We start from the raw sequence: 18,199 nt of genomic DNA, 5'->3' as shown, positions 1-18,199 counted from the left end.
TCGGCGCGAGCAGGCCGGCCAGCTCGGCCTCGATGGCCTCGACGTGCGCGGAGTGCGACGCGTAGTCCACGGCGATCTTGCGCACCCGCACGCCCTCGGCGCCGAGCTGCTCGAACAGCTCGTCCAGGCCGCCGGGATCACCGGCGACGACGACCGAACGCGGCCCGTTGACCGCGGCGATCGACACTCCGCCGGGCAGCCGCGGCTCGACCTCGTCGACGGGCAGCGACACGGACATCATGCCGCCGTGGCCCGCGAGCGTGCGGGCGATGGCCTGGCTGCGCAACGCCACCACCCGCGCCGCGTCCGCCAGTGACAACGCCCCGGCCACGCAAGCCGCCGCGATCTCACCCTGCGAGTGACCCACCACCGCATCCGGCGAAACCCCGTGCGAGCGCCACAACTCGGCCAGCGACACCATGACCGCCCACGACGCCGGCTGCACCACATCCACGCGCTCCAACGTCGGCGCACCCTCGACCTGCCGCAGCACATCCAGCAACGACCAATCCACAAAAGACGAAAGCGCGGCGGCGCACTCGTGCAACCGCTCCGCGAAGACGGGCGACTCCTCCAGCAGCCGGGCCCCCATACCGGCCCACTGAGAACCCTGACCCGGGAACACGAACACCCGCTTGCCGTCGACGTCGGCCACGCCGCGCACGACGGCGCCGGTCGTCTCGTCTCCCCGCAACGCGGCGACGAGATCCGTGGTGTCGTCGCCGACGAACACCGCGCGCCGGGTGAACACCGAGCGGCTCGTGAGCAGCGAGTGGGCGACATCGGCCGGGTGCTCGGTCCGCTCCTCCAGCTGCGCTGCCAGGTTCACGGCCTGCTCGGCCAGCGCCGCGTCGTCCCGCGCCGAGAGGACCCACGGCACGATCCGGGTGGTCTCCTCGCGCTCCGGCGCCGGCTTCGCGACGGGCGCGGCCTCCAGCACGGCGTGGGCGTTGGTGCCGCTGATGCCGAACGACGACACCGCCGCCCGGCGTGGGCGCCCGGTCTCCGGCCAATCCCGCCGGTGCGTCAGCAACGTGACGGCGCCGGCGCTCCAGTCCACATGCGACGAAGGCGCGTCCACGTGCAGTGTCTGCGGCAGCACACCGGCGCGCATGGCCTGGACCATCTTGATCACGCCGGCGATGCCCGCCGCCGACTGCGTGTGGCCGATGTTCGACTTGATTGACCCGAGCCAGAGCGGCTCTTCGCGGTCCTGGCCGTAGGTCGCCTGCAGTGCCTGGGCTTCGATCGGGTCGCCGAGGCGGGTGCCGGTGCCGTGGGCCTCGACGGCGTCGATGTCCGCTGTGGACAGTCCGGCGTCGGCGAGCGCGGCGCGGATCACGCGCTGCTGCGACGGGCCGTTGGGGGCGGTCAGCCCGTTGGACGCGCCGTCCTGGTTGACCGCGGAGCCGCGGAGCACGGCGAGCACCTCGTGGCCGTGGCGGCGCGCCTCGGACAGGCGTTCCAGCACGACCATGCCGACGCCCTCGCCCCAGCCGGTGCCGTCCGCGCCGTCGGCGAACGCCTTGCAGCGCCCGTCCGGCGCGAGGCCGCCCTGCTTGCTGAACTCGCTGAAGCCGTCGGGCCCGGCCATCACCGTGACGCCGCCCGCGAGCGCCATCGTGCACTCGCCGGAGCGGATCGCCTGCGCCGCCAGGTGCAGCGCGACGAGCGAGGACGAGCACGCCGTGTCGACCGTGACCGCCGGGCCTTCGAGGCCGAGGGTGTAGGCGACGCGGCCGGACATCACGCTGGAGGTGTTGCCGGTCAGCAGGTGCCCGGCCAGCTCCGCCGCGACCGAGCCGAGCATCTCCTGGTAGCCACCGTGCGTGGCGCCGACGAACACCCCGGCTCGCCGGCCGCGCAAGGAGTTCGGCGCGATGCCCGCGCGTTCCAGGGCTTCCCACGACGTCTCGAGCACGAGCCGCTGCTGCGGGTCCATCGCGAGGGCCTCGCGCGGCGAGATCCCGAAGAACGCGGCGTCGAAGCCGGCCATCTCCTGCAGGAACCCGCCGTGGCGGGTCTGGCTGAGGCCGAGGAGCTTCTCGACGTCCCAGTTGCGGTCGGTCGGGAACCCGCCGATGGCGTCGCCCGCGGTGTCCACGAGCCGCCACAGGTCCTCGGGCGACCGCACGCCGCCGGGGTACCGGCAGCCCATGCCGACGATCACGATCGGGTCGTCGCCGGTGTGCGCCCGGGTGACCGTGGCAGTGTCGGCCTCCGCGGCCACGTCGCCGAGCAGCTCGCCCAGCACGTGCTCGGCGAGGACGCCCGGCGTCGGGTAGTCGAAGACGAGGGTCGAGGTCAGGCGCAGGCCGGTCGCCGCGACGAGCCGGTTGCGCAGCTCGACCGCGGTGAGCGAGTCGATGCCCTGCTCGCGGAACTCCTTGCGCAGGTCGATGGTCGAGGCCGACGGGTGGCCCAGCACAGCCGCGACCTCACCGCGGACCAGCTCGGCCACGAACCGCGCCCGCTCCGCCTCGGGCAGCGCGACGAGCTGGTGCACCAGCGTCTTCGCCTTGCCCGACCCGGCCTTGGCCGCGCTGCGGCGCGCGCCGGTGACAAGCCCGCGAAGCAGCGCCGGGATCTCGTGCTGCCGGCGCAGAGCCTGTGTGTCGAGGCGCGCGGCGACGACCTGGGGTTCGAGCGAGGCGACGCCGTCGTCGAACATCCGCATGCCGAGCTCGGCGTCGATCGGCTGCATACCGCCGGCGCTCATGCGCTGGAGGTCTGCTTCGGTCAGCTCGCTCGTCATGCCGCTGCCCTGCCCCCACGGACCCCAGGCGAACGAGGTGGCCGGCAGCCCCAACGCGCGCCGGTGGGCGGCGAGGGCGTCGAGAGCCACGTTGGCGGCGGCGTAGTTGGCCTGGCCCGGGCTGCCCATCGCGCCGGCGACCGAGGAGAACAGCACGAAGGCGGCGAGGTCGTGGTCGCGGGTGGCTTCGTGCAGGTACCAGGCGGCGTCGGCCTTCGGCGCCAGCACGCGGTCGAACCGTTCGGGGGTCAGGGAATCGAGCACGCCGTCGTCGAGCACCCCGGCGGTGTGGATCACGGCCGTCATCGGCCGGTCGAAGCCGTCGACGAGCGTGCGCACCGCGTCGGCGTCGCTGGTATCGCACGCGACGACCGAGACGCCGAGCTCGGCCACCAGCTCGGCCGCGCCGGGGGCGTCCGGGCCGCGGCGGCTGGCGAGCACGACGTGCCGCATTCCGCGTTCGGTCACCAGGTGCCGCGCGAGCAGGCGGCCCAGCCCGCCCGTGCCGCCGGTGATGAGCACGGCGCCGTCCGGGTCCCACGGCCGCGGCACGGTGAGCACGAGCTTGCCGATGTGCTTGGCCATGCTCATGAAGCGGAACGCGTCGCGCGCCCGGCGCACGTCCCACGTGGTCACCGGCAGCGGTTCGAGCACGCCTTCGGCGAACAGCCCGGCCAGGGCGGAAAGCATTTCGCGCGTGCGGTCGGGGCCGGCGTCGAAGAGGTCGAACGCGCGGTAGCCCGGAGTCTCCTCGCGGACGTCGGTCTTGCCCATCTCGAGGAACCGCCCGCCTTCGCCCTGCAGGCGCAGGGAAGCGTCGACGAACTCGCCGGCCAGGGCGTTGAGCACCACATCGATGCGGCCGCCGGAGACCGCGCGGAACTTCTCCTCGAAGTCGAGCGTGCGTGAGGACGCGATGTGGTCCTCGGCCACGCCCAGCTCACGCAGGATGTGCTGCTTGCCCGCGCTCGCCGTCGCGTAGACCTCGGCACCGAGGTGGTGCGCGAGCTGGATGGCGGCCATGCCGACGCCGCCCGCGCCGGCGTGGATCAGGATCGACTCCCCCGCCCGCAACCCGGCCAGGTCCACCAGCGCGTAGTAGGCCGTGAGGAAGACCAGTGGCACGCTCGCGGCCGTCTCGGCGGACCAGCCGTCGGGCACCTTCGTCTGGTAGCGCTCGTCCACCACGGCCAGGGAGCCGAAGCCGTCGGGCACCATGCCGAACACGCGGTCGCCCGCGGCCAGGTGCTCGACGTCCGGGCCGGTCTCCACCACCACACCGGTCGCTTCGGCGCCGAGCGGACCGGCTTCGCCGGGGTACATGCCGAGCGCGTTGAGCACGTCGCGGAAGTTGATGCCGCCCGCCTCGACACGCAGGCGCACCTGACGGCCGGTCAGCGGTGCGGCGAGCTCCGGGTCGGCGGCCAGCACGAGGTCGTCGAGGCTGCCCTTGGCCCGGCTGTCGAGCCGCCACGGCGCGCCGTCCGCGGGCGGCAGCAGGGCCGGGCCCGCGGACAGCTTGGCCAGCCGGCCCACGTGCGCGGTGCCTTCACGCACCACGACCTGCGGCTCGCCCGATTCCACGATCCCGGGCAGCAGCGCGAGCGAGGCCGGGTCGTCGTCCACGTCGACCAGCACGTACTGGTCCGGGTTCTCCGTCTGCGCGGCCCGGATCAAGCCCCACACCGACGCGGCGGCGAGGTCGGCGACGTCGGCACCGTCCACGGTGGACACCGCGCCGCGGGTCACGAAGACCAGCCGGGCATCGGGGTGTTCCTGCACGAGGCCGAGCACGCGGCTCGTCACCTCACGCAGTGCGCCGGGCAGGTCCGTACCGCCGAGCACGGGGACGACGACCACGTCGGCGTCCGCAGGGTCCGCCATCACGGCGGGCAACGGGATGTCGAAGTCGGCGCCGAGCACGGCCCAGCGCAAGTCCTCGCCCGCCGGCAGCTGCGGCGCGGCCACCCAGCCGACGCGGTACAGCGACTCGGCCTCCGGGGCCTTCGCCGCGGTCGCCTCGCGCATCACGAGCGTGCCGACGGACAGCACGGGGGCGCCCTCGACGTCGACGGCGGTGAGCGCGACCGAGTCGGGCGCGGTCCGGGTCAGGCGGACCCGCAGCGCGGACGCACCGGTGGCGTGCAGCGACACGTCGTTCCAGGAGAACGGCAGCACGCGCTTGCCGGCGGCGTCGAGGCCGGCGAAGGAGATCGCGTGCAGGGCCGCGTCGAGCAGGGCCGGGTGCAGGCCGAAGGCGTCGGCGTCCTCGACCCGCGCCGGCAGCGCGAGGTCGACGAACGCCTCGTCGCCGCGCTGCCACACCCACTTCAGGCCCTGGAAGGTCTCGCCGTAGCCGAAGCCCTCGGCGGCCAGTGCGGGGTAGAACTCGCCGAGCTCGACGCGTTCGGCACCGGCCGGCGGCCAGGTGGAGATGTCGAGCTCGGCCGTGTGCTCGCCGGTCGCGAGGAGGCCCGAGGCGTGCAGTGTCCACATGGGATCGGGCTCGCCGGCGGGGCTGGAGTGGACGGTCACCTCACGGCGGCCGTCGGCGTCCGCGTCGCCGACCCAGATCTGCACGGCCACCGCGCCGGTGCGCGGGAGCACGAGCGGGACGGCGAGCGTGAGCTCCTCCACGCGGTCGCAGCCGACCTGGTCGCCGGCGCGCAGCGCCAGCTCCAGGAATCCGGTGCCGGGAAACAGGACGTCGCCGCCGACGGCGTGGTCGGCCAGCCACGGGTGCGTCGCCAGCGAGAGGCGGCTGGTGAACAGCGCGCCGTCACCGTGGGCGAGCCGCACGGCCGCGCCCAGCAGCGGGTGCTCCCCCGCGACGAGCCCGGCAGCCGCGACGTCGCCGGCTCCGGAGACGAGGTTCGGCCAGAAGCGTTCGCGCTGGAAGGCGTAGGTGGGCAGGGTGACGCGGCGGCCGCCGCCGGTGTGCGGGGTCCAGTCCACGCGGACCCCGGCGACGTGCAGGGCGCCGAGCGCGGTGAGCGCCGAGCGGTCTTCCGCCCGGTCGCGGCGCAGGAACGGCACCACCACGGCGTCGTCGTCCAGGCAGCCGAGCGCCATCGCGGACAGCACGCCGTCCGGGCCCAGCTCCAGGAACGTGTCGGCGCCGAGGCCGGCGAGCGTGCGGACGCCGTCGGCGAACCGGACCGCCTCGCGGACGTGGCCGACCCAGTACTCGGGCGTCACGAAGTCGCCCGGGCCTGCGGCCGCGCCGGTGCGCGTGGAGACGAGCGGGATCCGCGGTTCGCCGTAGGTCAGGGTTTCCGCGACGGCCCGGAACTCGGCGAGCATCGGGTCCATCAGCGGCGAGTGGAACGCGTGGGACACACTCAGCCGCTTGGCCTTGCGATCGCCGAACTGCTCGGCGACGGCGGTCACGGCGGCTTCGGTGCCCGCGAGCACCACGGACTCCGGTCCGTTGACGGCGGCGATGGTGACGTCGCCGGTCAGGTGCGGCGTCACCTCGTCTTCGGTCGCCCGCAGCGACAGCATCACGCCACCGGCGGGCAGGGCCTGCATCAACCGCCCCCGGGCGGTGACGAGCTTCGCGGCGTCTTCGAGGCTGAACACGCCGGCGACGTGGGCCGCGGCGATCTCGCCGATCGAGTGCCCGGCCAGGAACGCGGGGCGGATCCCCCACGACTCGGCCAGCCGGAAGAGGGCGACTTCCAGGGCGAACAGCGCGGGCTGCGTCGAACCGGTCGCGTTCAGCGCTTCTTCGTCCACGCCCCAGACGACCTCGCGCAACCCGTCGGGCAGCAGGGTGAGGGCTTCGTCGAAGGCCGCCGCGAACACCGGGAACCGGGCGGACAGCTCCCTGCCCATGCCGAGCCGCTGGGAACCCTGGCCGGCGAACAGGATCGCCAGGGTGCGGTCGGCCGCGGAGCCGCGGGCGACCTCGGTGACGGCGTCCGCGTCGGCCAGCACCACGGCGCGGTGCTCGAAGGTGGTCCGGCCGAGCAGCGAGTGGCCGACATCGAGGCGGTGCGCGCCGGTCAGTTCGGTCAGCTGTGCGACCTGGGCGTCGAGGGCTTCCGGGCTGCGCGCGGAAACGACCCACGGCACGAGGTCGCGGTCCTCGACCGGCGCCGGCTCCTCGGCGAGGGCTCCTTCGAGGACGACGTGCGCGTTGGTGCCGCTGATGCCGAACGACGACACGCCCGCGCGACGCGGCCGGTCCGTCTCCGGCCACACGGCCGCCTCCGTGAGCAGCTCGACCGCGCCCGCGCTCCAGTCGACGTGCGTCGAGGGCGCGCCGACGTTGAGCGTCGGCGGCAGGGTGCCGCGCTGCATCGCGAGCACCATCTTGATCACGCCGGCGACTCCCGCGGCGGCCTGGGTGTGCCCGATGTTGGACTTCACCGAACCCAGCAGCAGCGGCGTTTCCCGGTCCTGCCCGTACGTGGCCAGCAGGGCCTGGGCTTCGATCGGGTCACCGAGCGCGGTGCCGGTGCCGTGCGCCTCGACGGCGTCGACGTCCGAAGTGGACAGTCCGGCGTCGGCGAGGGCGGCGCGGATCACGCGTTGCTGCGACGGGCCATTCGGGGCGGTCAGGCCGTTGGACGCGCCGTCCTGGTTGACCGCGCTGCCGCGTACGGTGGCGAGGACGCGGTGGCCGTTGCGCTGGGCGTCGGAGAGGCGTTCGAGGACGAGCAGGCCGACGCCCTCGCCCCAGGCGGTGCCGTCGGCGTCGTCCGAGAAGGCCTTGCAGCGGCCGTCGGCGGCGAGGCCGCCGTGGCGGGTGAACTCGCTGAAGCCCTCAGGCGTCGACATGACCGTCACGCCGCCGACGAGCGCGAGGGAGCTCTCGCCGCCGCGCAGCGACTGCGCCGCGAGGTGCATCGCGACGAGCGACGACGAACACGCCGTGTCGACGGTCAGCGCCGGGCCTTCGAAGCCGAACGTGTAGGAGATGCGGCCGGACACGACACTGGCGGCGACGCCGGTGCCCGAGTGGCCTTCGAGATCCTCGCGTGCGGTGGCAATGAGGGCCCCGTAGTCCTGGCCGTTGGTGCCGACGAAGACGCCGGTGCTCGACCCGCGCAGCGTTGCCGGGTCGATGCCGGCCTGCTCGAACGCCTCCCACGTCGTCTCCAGCAGCAGGCGCTGCTGCGGGTCCATCGCGAGGGCTTCACGCGGGGAGATGCCGAAGAAGCCGGCGTCGAAGTCGGCGGCGTCGTAGAGGAACCCACCGAGATGGGTGGCGCTGCGGCCTCGGCCGTCGCCCGCGAGCCGGTCGAGGTCCCAGCCGCGGTCGGCCGGGAAGTCCGAGATCCCGTGCTCGCCGCCGGCCACGAGGTCCCAGAACTGCTCGGGGGTGGCCGCGCCCCCGGGGAACCGGCAGGCCAGGCCGACGATCACGATCGGGTCGTCGGTCACGCGCGTCGTCGTGGTCACCGGGCGCAGGGCGGCGTCTTCGCCCAACGCCGTGGTGATCAGGTGGGTCGCCAGCGCGGCGGCACTCGGGTGGTCGAACACCACGGTGCTGCTCAACGCCAGACCGGTGGCGGTCTCGAGGCGGTTGCGCAGTTCGACGGCCGTGAGCGAGTCGAAGCCCAGGTCGCGGAACGCGCGGTCGGCGCCGATGCCGGCCGTGCCGGACAGCCCGAGGACCGCGGCGATGTGCTCGCGGACCAGCGTCAGCGTCGTGGCTTCACGGTCCTCTTCGGACAGTTCCAGGAGACGGCCCCGCAGGGTGCCGGTGGCCTGCGGGGCCGCCAGGTCACGCGCGCCGGGCAGCTCGGCCAGCGACCGCGACGCCCGCGCGGCGACGAGCGGCGCCAGGGCTTCGGGGTCGGCCAGGTCGGCGACGACGAGCGTGGGCTCGGGCTCGGCGGCGGCCTGCAGCAACGCGGTGAGCGCGGTCGTCGGCGCGAGGTCGGCGCGCAGCCCGGCGGCCATGCCGTCACCCGCCCAGGCGCCCCAGGCGATCGACGTCGCGGGGCGACCTTCGGCGTGGCGCCGCTGGGCCAGGGCGTCGAGCACGGCGTTGGCCGCGGCGTAGCTCGCCTGGCCTGGGTTGCCGACGGCTCCGGCGACCGAGGAGAAGAGCACGAATTTCTCGACGTCGCCGGCGAGTTCGTCGAGCAGCAGCGCGGCTTCGGCCTTGGGCCGTAGCACCGCGTCGAGCCGCTCGGGGGTGAGGGCGGTGAGCACGCCGTCGTCGAGCACGCCGGCCGTGTGGACGACGGAGGTGATCTCGTGCCGCGCGAACAGACCGGCCAGAGCGTCGCGGTCGGCGACGTCACAGGACTCGACCACCACGTCGGCGCCCGACTCCGCCAGGTCCGCGCGCAGCTCGGCCGCGCCCGGCGCCTCGGCACCGCGGCGGCTCACGAGCACCAGGCGCTCGGCGCCGGCCGCGGCGAGATGGCGCGCGACCTGCGCGCCGAGGGCACCCGTGCCGCCGGTGACGAGCACGGTGCCCGACGGCGCCCACGTCTCGTCCGCGGCCGCGCCGACCGGCACGATCCGGCGGCCGTAGACCCCGGAGGCGCGGACGGCGACCTGGTCCTCGGCCCCGCCCAGCACGGCGGCAAGCCGATCGGCGATCGTCGCGTCGAGCGTGGCGGGCAGGTCGACGAGACCGCCCCACAGCTGCGGGTGCTCCAGCGCGGCCACGCGCCCGAGGCCCCACACACCGGCCGCGCGCGGATTCACCACGGTGTCGGCGGCGCTCACGGCTTCCCGCGTCACCGCCCAGACCCGGGTGCCTGTCTCGGCCAGGATCTGCACCACTTCGGCGGTGCCGGCGGTGTCCACAAGGGACACCACACCCGCCACCTCGCCGACGCGGCCGGCCAGCTGGCCGACGGTCGTGATCTCGGCATCGAGAGCTCCGGCGACGAAGTCAGTCAGCTCGCTGTCCGCCCCCGCCACCACGAGCCAGTCGCCCGGCTTACGTTCACCGGCGGCGATGCGGACCCACGACTCACGGTGCCGCAGCGGCGCGACCGGATCGCTGCCGGCCGGCGGCTCGGGCCAGTAGCGCTCGTGCTGGAACGCGTAGGTGGGCAGGTCGATCCGGTGTGCACCCGGGAAGAACGGCGACCAGTCGACGTCGGCGCCCGCCACGTGCAGGGTGGCCAGCGCCGTGACGGCGGAGAGTTCCTCGGCACGCTCGCGGCGCAGCGCCGGAACGACGACGGCGTCCGGCACGACAGCCGACGCCAGGGCGGACAGTGTGCCGTCGGGCCCCAGCTCCAGGAACGCGTTGGCGCCCTGAGCCGCCAGCGCGGTCACCCCGTCGGCGAAGCGCACGGTCTCGCGCACGTGCCGGACCCAGTGCTCGGGCGAGGCGAGCTCGGCGGCCGTCGCGAGCGCACCGGTCAACGTGGACACGAGCGGGATCGCCGGCTCAGCGAAGCTCAGCTGCTCGACCTCGGCGCGGAACTCGTCCAGCATCGGGTCCATCAACGGCGAGTGGAACGCGTGCGACACGCTCAGCCGTTTCGTCCGGCGGTCCGCGAAACACTCCACGACGGCAGCGACCGCGTCTTCGTCGCCCGCGACCACCACCGACCGCGGCCCGTTGACGGCGGCGATCGAGACGTCCGCGGTGAGCAGCGGCGTGACCTCGTCGTCGGTGGCCTCCAGCGCCACCATCTCGCCTCCGCGCGGCAACGCCTGCATCAGCTTCGCACGAGCGGTGACCAGCCGGGCCGCGTCCGCGAGCGACAGCACCCCGGCGACGTGCGCGGCGGCGATCTCGCCGATCGAGTGGCCGGCCACGAACTGCGGCGCGATCCCCCACGACTCGACGAGCCGGAACAGCGCGACCTCCAGCGCGAACAACGCCGGCTGCGCCCGACCGGTGTCGTTCAGCGCCTCCTCGTCGGTGCCCCACACGACCTCACGCAGGCCGTCCGGCAGCAGCGCGAGAGCTTCGTCGAACGCCGCCGCGAACACCGGGAACCGGGCGTGCAGCTCACGGCCCATGCCGAGCCGCTGCGCGCCCTGCCCGGCGAACAGCACCGCCGGCGTCCGGTCGGCCGCTTCACCGCGGGCGACCTCGGCCCCGTCGACCAGCACCGAGCGGTGGTCGAACGCCGTGCGCGCGGCCAGCGTGTGGCCGACGTCGGTGGTCCGAGCGTCGTGCTCCTCGACGAAGGCACCCAGCCGTGCGGCCTGCGCGGTCAGCGCCTCGGGCGTACGCGCCGAGAGCGGCCACGGGACGAGTCCCGCTCGTGGCTCGACGACCACCGGCGCGGCGACCGGCGGCGCCTGCTCCAGGATCACGTGCGCGTTGGTGCCGCTGATGCCGAACGACGACACCCCGGCCCGGCGCGGGCGGCCGGCGTCGGGCCACGGCGTGTCCTCGGTGAGCAGCTCGACGTCGCCGGCCGCCCAGTCGATGCGCGAGGACCGCTCCCCTGCGTGCAGGGTGCGCGGCAACACGCCGTGCCGCAGCGCGAGGACCATCTTGATCACGCCGGCCACCCCGGCGGCCGCCTGCGTGTGGCCGAGGTTCGACTTGACCGAACCCAGAAGCAGCGGCGTTTCGCGGTCCTGGCCGTACGTGGCCAGCAGCGCCTGCGCCTCGATCGGGTCGCCCAGCGCCGTGCCCGTGCCGTGGGCCTCGACCGCGTCGACGTCCCAAGTGGACAGTCCGGCATTCGCCAGCGCCGAACGGATCACACGTTGCTGAGCGGGACCGTTGGGGGCGGTCAGGCCGTTGGACGCGCCGTCCTGGTTCACCGCGGTGCCGCGGACCAGGGCGAGGACCTCATGGCCGTTGCGCCGGGCGTCGGACAGCCGCTCGACGAGCAGCATGCCGACGCCTTCGGACCAGCCGGTGCCGTCGGCTCCTTCGCCGAACGCCTTGCAGCGCCCGTCGGCGGCGAGGCCGCCCTGCTTGCCGAACTCGGCGAAGATCGACGGGTCGGCCAGCACCGTCACGCCGCCGACCAGCGCCAGCGAGCTTTCGCCGGTCCGCAGCGACTGCGCGGCCAAGTGCAGCGCCACGAGCGACGACGAGCACGCGGTGTCGACGGTGACCGACGGGCCTTCCAGCCCGAAGGTGTAAGACAGCCGGCCTGACATCACGCTGCCCGTGTTGCCGGTGAGCACGAAACCTTCGGCCCGCGCGGCGCCGGTGAGCAGCTGGGCGTAGTCCGCGCTCGACGCGCCGATGAACACCCCCGTCGCGGAGCCGGCGACGGTGCCGGGCCGGATGCCCGCGCGCTCGAACGCCTCCCACGCGGCTTCCAGGAGCAGGCGCTGCTGCGGGTCGGCGGCCAGGGCTTCACGCGGGCTCATGCGGAAGAACTCGGCGTCGAAGTCGGCCGCGCCGGCAAGGAACCCGCCGCGCAGGCCGCCGAGGCCGGTCCAGCCGCGGTCGGCCGGGACGGGGCCGATCGCGTCGCCGCCGGAGGTCAGCAGCTGCCACAGCTGCTCAGGAGTATCGGCGCCGCCCGGGAAGCGGCAGCTCATGCCGACGATCGCGAGCGGGTCGTCGCCGGTCACGCGGGTGGTCCGCGTCGCGGCGGTGGACGTGGTGCCGCCGAGCTCGCCCGCGAGGAACGCGGCGAGCGCGAGCGGCGTCGGGTAGTCGAAGACGAGCGTCGGCGCCAGGCGCAGGCCGGTCGCGGCGGCGAGCCGGTTGCGCAGCTCCACCGAGGTGAGCGAGTCGAAACCCAGGTCGCGGAACGGGCGGGAGACCTCGACGCCGTCGGCCGAGTCGTGGCCGAGCACGGCGGCGATCTCCGAGCGCACGGTGTCGAGCAGCGCCGCCTCGCGGTCCGCTGTGGACAGTCCGGTGAGCCGGGTGTCCGAGCCGGCCGCCGCGGCGCGGCGAGGTCCGCGCACGAGGCCGCGGAACACCTCCGGCACCGCCGGCAGCGCGCGCAGCGCCGTGGTGTCGACCAGCGCGGGGACGACCACCGGGCTGTCGGTGGCGATGGCGGCGTCGAAGAGGGCAAGCCCTTCGGCCAGGGGCAACGGCGGCTGGCCGTCGCGGGCCAGGCGGGCGAGGTCCGCTTCGGACAGTTCGGCCGTCATGCCGGCCTCGGGTGACCACGCGCCCCAGGCGAGCGCGGTGGCGGGCAGGCCGCGGGCGTGGCGGTGGCGGGCGAGGGCGTCGAGGCCGGTGTTGGCGGCGGCGTAGTTGGCCTGGCCGGGCCCGCCGAGCACACCGGTGATCGAGGAGAACAGCACGAAGGCGGCGAGGTCCACCTCGCGCGTCGCCTCGTGCAGGGCCCAGGCGCCACCCAGCTTCGGCGCGGTGACGGCGTCGAACCGCCCGGCGTCGAGCGAGCCGACCACACCGTCGTCGAGCACGCCCGCGGCGTGGACGACCGCCGTGAGCGGGTGCGCCGGGTCGACCCTCGCGACGAGCGCGCGAACCGCGTCCGCGTCGGCGGTGTCGCAGGCCGCGACCGTGACTTCGGTGCCGGGCAGCTCCGCCAGCAGCTCGTCGACGCCGGGCGCGTCCGGACCGCGGCGGCCGGCGAGCAAAAGGTGCCGCACACCGTGCGTGGCGACCAGGTGCTTCGCCAGCGCACGCCCGAGTCCGCCGGTGCCGCCGGTGATGAGCACGGTGCCGTCGGGGTTCCACGCGCGCGGCATCGTGAACACCAGCTTGCCGACGTGCTTGGCCTGGCTCATGTACCGGAACGCCTCCGGCGCGCGGCGGACGTCCCAGGTCTTCGTCGGCAACGGGGTGAGCGTCCCGGCCTCGAACAGCCCCAGCAACGCGGCGAGCAGTTCGCGCGTGCGTTCCGGGCCGGCCTCGACGAGGTCGAACGCGCGATAGCCGGGCACGCCCGCGCGCAAGTCGGTCTTGCCCATCTCCAGGAACCGGCCGCCTTCGCGCAGCAAGCCGAGCGAGGCGTCGACGAACTCGCCCGCGAGCGCGTTGAGGACGATGTCGACGGGGCCGAACTGCCCGGCGAAGTCCAGGGTGCGCGAGGACGCGATGTGGTTGTCGGCGACGCCCAGCTCGCGCAGCACGGCCTGTTTGCTCTCACTGGCCGTCGCGTAGACCTCGAGGCCGAGGTGGTGCGCGAGCTGGATCGCGGCCATGCCGACGCCGCCGGCCCCGGCGTGGATCAGGATCGCCTCGCCGGGCCGGGCCGCGGCGAGGTCGACCAGCGCGTAGTACGCAGTGAGGAAGACCAGCGGCACGCCGGCGGCGTCGGCGTCGCTCCAGGCGTCCGGGACACGCGCGAGGTAGTGCTCGTCGACGACGGCCAGCGGGCCGAAGCCGCCGTCGAGCATGCCGAACACGCGGTCGCCCGGGGCCAGGTCCTGAACCGCCGAACCGACTTCGGTGACGACGCCGGCGAGTTCGGCGCCGAGCGGACCGGCCTCGCCGGGGTACATGCCGAGTGCGTTGAGGACGTCGCGGAAGTTCAGGCCGGCCGCGCGGACGGCGACGCGGACGTCGTGCGCGCCCAGCGGCGCCTCGGCGACCGCGAACGGCAGCAGGGTCAGCGCGTAGAGGCTGCCTTTGCGCCGGCTGTCGAGCCGCCACGGGGTGCCGCTCGGCGGGACGAGCGAGGAGGAGAACCGGGCGAGCCGCGCGACGCGGACCTCGCCGGCCCGCACGACGACCTGCGTCTCGCCGACCGCCAACGCGTTCGTGACCTCAGCCGCGTCGGTGTCGACCAGCGCGAACCGGCCGGGATTCTCCAGTGCGGCCGAGCGCACCAGGCCCCACACCGGGGCGGTGGTGAGATCGGTGATCTCCTCGGTGTCGTCGACGGCGACCGCGCCCCGCGTCACGACGACCAGGCGGGCATCGGCGAACCGCTCGTCGGCCAGCCAGTCCTGCACCACGCCCAGCACCTCGGCCGGCGCGGCGTTCTCGATCGGGTACAGCACGATGTCGGCGGGCGCGAGGTCGGCCAGCGTGTTCGCGGTGTGGCTGCCCGGCACGGCGAGGCCGAGCGGGTCCGCGCCCAGGACGCCGACGGTGCCGGTGAACGGCGTGGCCGGCTGCGTGGGCACCCAGTCGAGCTGCCACAGCGGCAGCTCGGCACCGTCCACAGCGGACTCGAAGCTCTCCGGCGCCGGGCGCACCAGCAGCGAACCGGCCGAGAACACCGGGGCGCCCTCGGGGTCGGTCGCGTGCAGCACCGTGGTGTCCGGTCCGGCCGGGGTGAGCCGTACACGCAGCGCGGTCGCGCCACTCGCGTGCAGGGTCACGTCGGTCCACGAGAACGGCAGGGTCGCGCGCGACTCCCCCGAGGTGAGCGCGGTGGCGTGCAGGGCGGCGTCGAGCAGGGCCGGGTGCACGGCGAACGGCGCGTCGCCCTGCGCGGCCTCCGGCAGGACGACCTCGGCGAACACGTCGTCGCCGCGCTGCCACGCGGCGGTGAGGCCCTGGAACGCCGGGCCGTAGCCGTACCCCGCGGCGGCGAGGCGGTCGTAGGCGCCGGTGACGTCGACCGGCTCCGCGCCGTCGGGCGGCCACTCCTCGGCGAACGCGAAGTCGGCGGAGCCCGAGGCGACCAGCCCGGTGGCGTGGCGGGTCCAGCCGCCGCCTTGCGGGCGCGAGTGGACGGTCAACGTGCGGGTGCCGGTGTCGTCGGCCTCGCCGAGCGCGAGCTGCAGTTCCACGCGGCCGTCCGCGGGCACGAGCAGCGGCGCTTCCAGGACCAGCTCCGCCACACGGTCGCAGCCGGCCTCGTCGGCGGCGCGGATCGCCAGCTCCACCAGGCCGGTCCCGGGCACGATGGCCGTGCCGCCGATCTCGTGGTCGGCCAGCCACGGGTGCGTGGTGCGCGAGAGCGACCCGGTGACCACGAGCCCGGCCGAACCCGCGAGGTCCAGCACGGAGTCGAGCACGGGGTGGTCGAGCGAGCCGCCGCGGCGGGCCCCGGCGTCGAGCCAGAAGTGCTTGCGCTGGAAGGGATACGTCGGCAGGTCCGTGTGCCGGGCGCCCAAGCCGGCGAAGAACTCGGTCCACTTCGGACCGTTGCCGTGGACGTGCAGCGCCGCGAGCGCCGCGTAGGCATCGTGGCCTTCGCGCTGCAATGGGACGGCGACGGCTTCGCTCTCCCCGGCCAGCCCCTGCGCGAGCGGACCGGACAACACGGCGTCCGGGCCAAGCTCCAGGGCGGCCGTCACACCTTCTTCGCGCAGTGTCGCCACGGCGTCGGCGAACCGGACGGCCTCACGGGCCTGGCGCACCCAGTACTCGGGCGAGCCGAGGTCGTGGCGCGCGCCGGTGAGCGTGGAGACGATCGGGATCCGCGGCTCGCGGTAGGCAAGCACGTCGGCGACCCAGCTCAGCTCGTCGAGCGCCGGCTCCATCAGGGCCGAGTGGAACGCGTGGCTCACCGTCAGCTGTTTCGCGCGCAGCCCACGCTCTCGCACCACGGCCTCGATCGCGGCAATCGCCTCCGCCGCGCCGGAAAGCACGACGGAGCCGGGCGCGTTGATGGCGCCGACGCAGACGTCGTCGTGCTCAGCCAGCAAGTCGGCCAGGTCGGCTTCGTCGGCGCCGACCGCGAGCATCGCCCCTCCGGCGGGCAGCTGCTGCATCAGCCGGCCGCGGTGCGCGGCGAACGCGCTCGCGTCGGCGAGCGACCAGATCCCCGCGACGTGCGCGGCGGCCACCTCGCCGATCGAGTGCCCGGTGACCACGTCGGGCCGCAGGCCCCACGACTCCACCAGCCGGAACGCGGCGACCTGGTAGGCGAACAACGCCGGCTGCGTGTACCCGGTCAGGTCGAGCAGCGCCGCCTCGGGCGTGCCGGGTTCGGCGAAGACGACCGAGCGCAGCGGCACGTCGAGGTGCAGATCGAGCTCGGCGCACGCTGCGTCGAAAGCCGCGGCGAACGCCGGGAACCGCTCGTACAGGTCCCGGCCCATCCCGGCGCGCTGCGCGCCCTGGCCCGGGAAAACGAACGCGAGACGCCCGTGCCCCGCGGTGCCGGTCACGACACCCGGGTGCGAACTCCCCGACGCCAGCGCCGCCAGCCCTTCGGCCGGGTCGCCGAGAATCACCGCGCGGTGCTCCAGCGCAGCACGCTCGATGGCGGCGCTGTACGCGACGTCGAGTGCCGAACCGTGGTCCACCACCGCACTCAGCTGCGCGGCCTGGACCCGCAGCGCCTCCGGCGTGCGCGCCGAAAGCACCAGCGGCACCGCGACCTCCGCCGGCTCCACGGGTTCGGTGAGTTCATCCGGCGCCTGTTCCAGCACGACGTGCGCGTTGGTGCCGCTGAACCCGAACGACGACACCGCCGCGCGACGGGGACGGCCGGTCTCCGGCCAGTCGGTGTCCTCGGTCAGCAGCGACAGCGCGCCGGCCGCCCAGTCGACGTGCGGCGTCGGCTCGTCGGCGTGCAGGGTGCGCGGCAGCACGCCGTGGCGCAGCGCCTCCACCAGCTTGATCACGCCGACGACACCGGCCGCGGCCTGGGTGTGCCCGAGGTTCGACTTCACCGACCCCAGCAGCAACGGCCGTTCCCGGTCCCGCCCGTAGGTCGCCTGCAAGGCCGCGGCCTCGATCGGGTCGCCCAGGCGCGTGCCCGTGCCGTGCGCCTCGACGGCGTCCACTTCGGACGGACGCAGGCCCGCGTCGGCCAGCGCCTGGCGGATCACCCGCTGCTGGGCCACGCCGTTGGGCGCGGTCAGCCCGGCGCTCGCACCGTCGGAGTTCACCGCCGAGCCGCGCAGCACGGCGAGCACGCGGTGCCCGCGGGCGCGGGCGGTCGACAGGCGTTCGACGAGCACCATCGCGGCGCCCTCGCTCCAGCCCGTGCCGTCCGCGCCGGCACCGAAGGCCTTGCACCGGCCGTCGGCCGAAAGGCCCCGCTGGCGGCTGAAGGCGAGGAACGAACCCGGCGTCGCCATCACGGCCACGCCGCCGACCAGCGCCTGCTCGCACTCGCCTTGCCGCAGCGACCGCGCCGCGACGTGCAGGGCGACCAGCGAAGCCGAGCACGCGGTGTCGATCGTGAGCACCGGGCCCTGAAGCCCGAGGTGGTAGGCGATGCGCCCGGAGACGACACTGCCGGCCGTGCCCGTGATCAGGTGGCCCTCGGCGCCGTCCCGCGCGTCCTGCAGCCCGGGGCCGTACTCGTGGTTCTCCGCGCCGACGAACACGCCGGTCGCGCTGCCGTGCAGGCTCAACGGGTCGACGCCCGCGCGCTCCAGGACCTCCCACGACGTCTCCAGCAGCAGCCGCTGCTGCGGGTCCATCGCCGCGGCCTCCCGCGGCGAGATGCCGAAGAACCCGGCGTCGAACTCGGCGGCGTCGGAAAGGAACCCGCCGCGGCGCGCGTAGGTGCGGCCCGGCCGGTCGGGGTCCGGGTCGTAGACGGCGGCGACGTCCCAGCCGCGGTCGTCGGGGAACTCACCGATCGCGTCGGTGCCGGTCAGCAGCGCGTCCCACAGCTGCGCCGGCGAGCTGATGCCGCCGGGCAGCCGGCAGGCCGCGCCGACGATCACGACCGGGTCGTCCGGATCCGCGGGCACCAC

Annotated in this window: 1 protein-coding gene (running past one end of the window); it reads right to left on the bottom strand. The window is 74.6% G+C overall.

The window, feature by feature from the left end:
* Positions 1-18,199: the 5' portion of a type I polyketide synthase gene (locus ACQPXB_RS24720; protein ID WP_432856763.1), read on the bottom strand. It extends 12,593 nt beyond the left edge of the window; 18,199 of the gene's 30,792 nt are visible here — the first part of the coding sequence; it begins with the start codon at positions 18,197-18,199; its stop codon lies beyond the left edge, outside the window.

Source organism: Amycolatopsis sp. CA-161197 (genome assembly GCF_050942255.1).
Classification (GTDB): domain Bacteria; phylum Actinomycetota; class Actinomycetes; order Mycobacteriales; family Pseudonocardiaceae; genus Amycolatopsis.
Note: the sequence above shows the minus strand (reverse complement) of the source record. Positions and strands in the feature narration are given on the sequence as shown.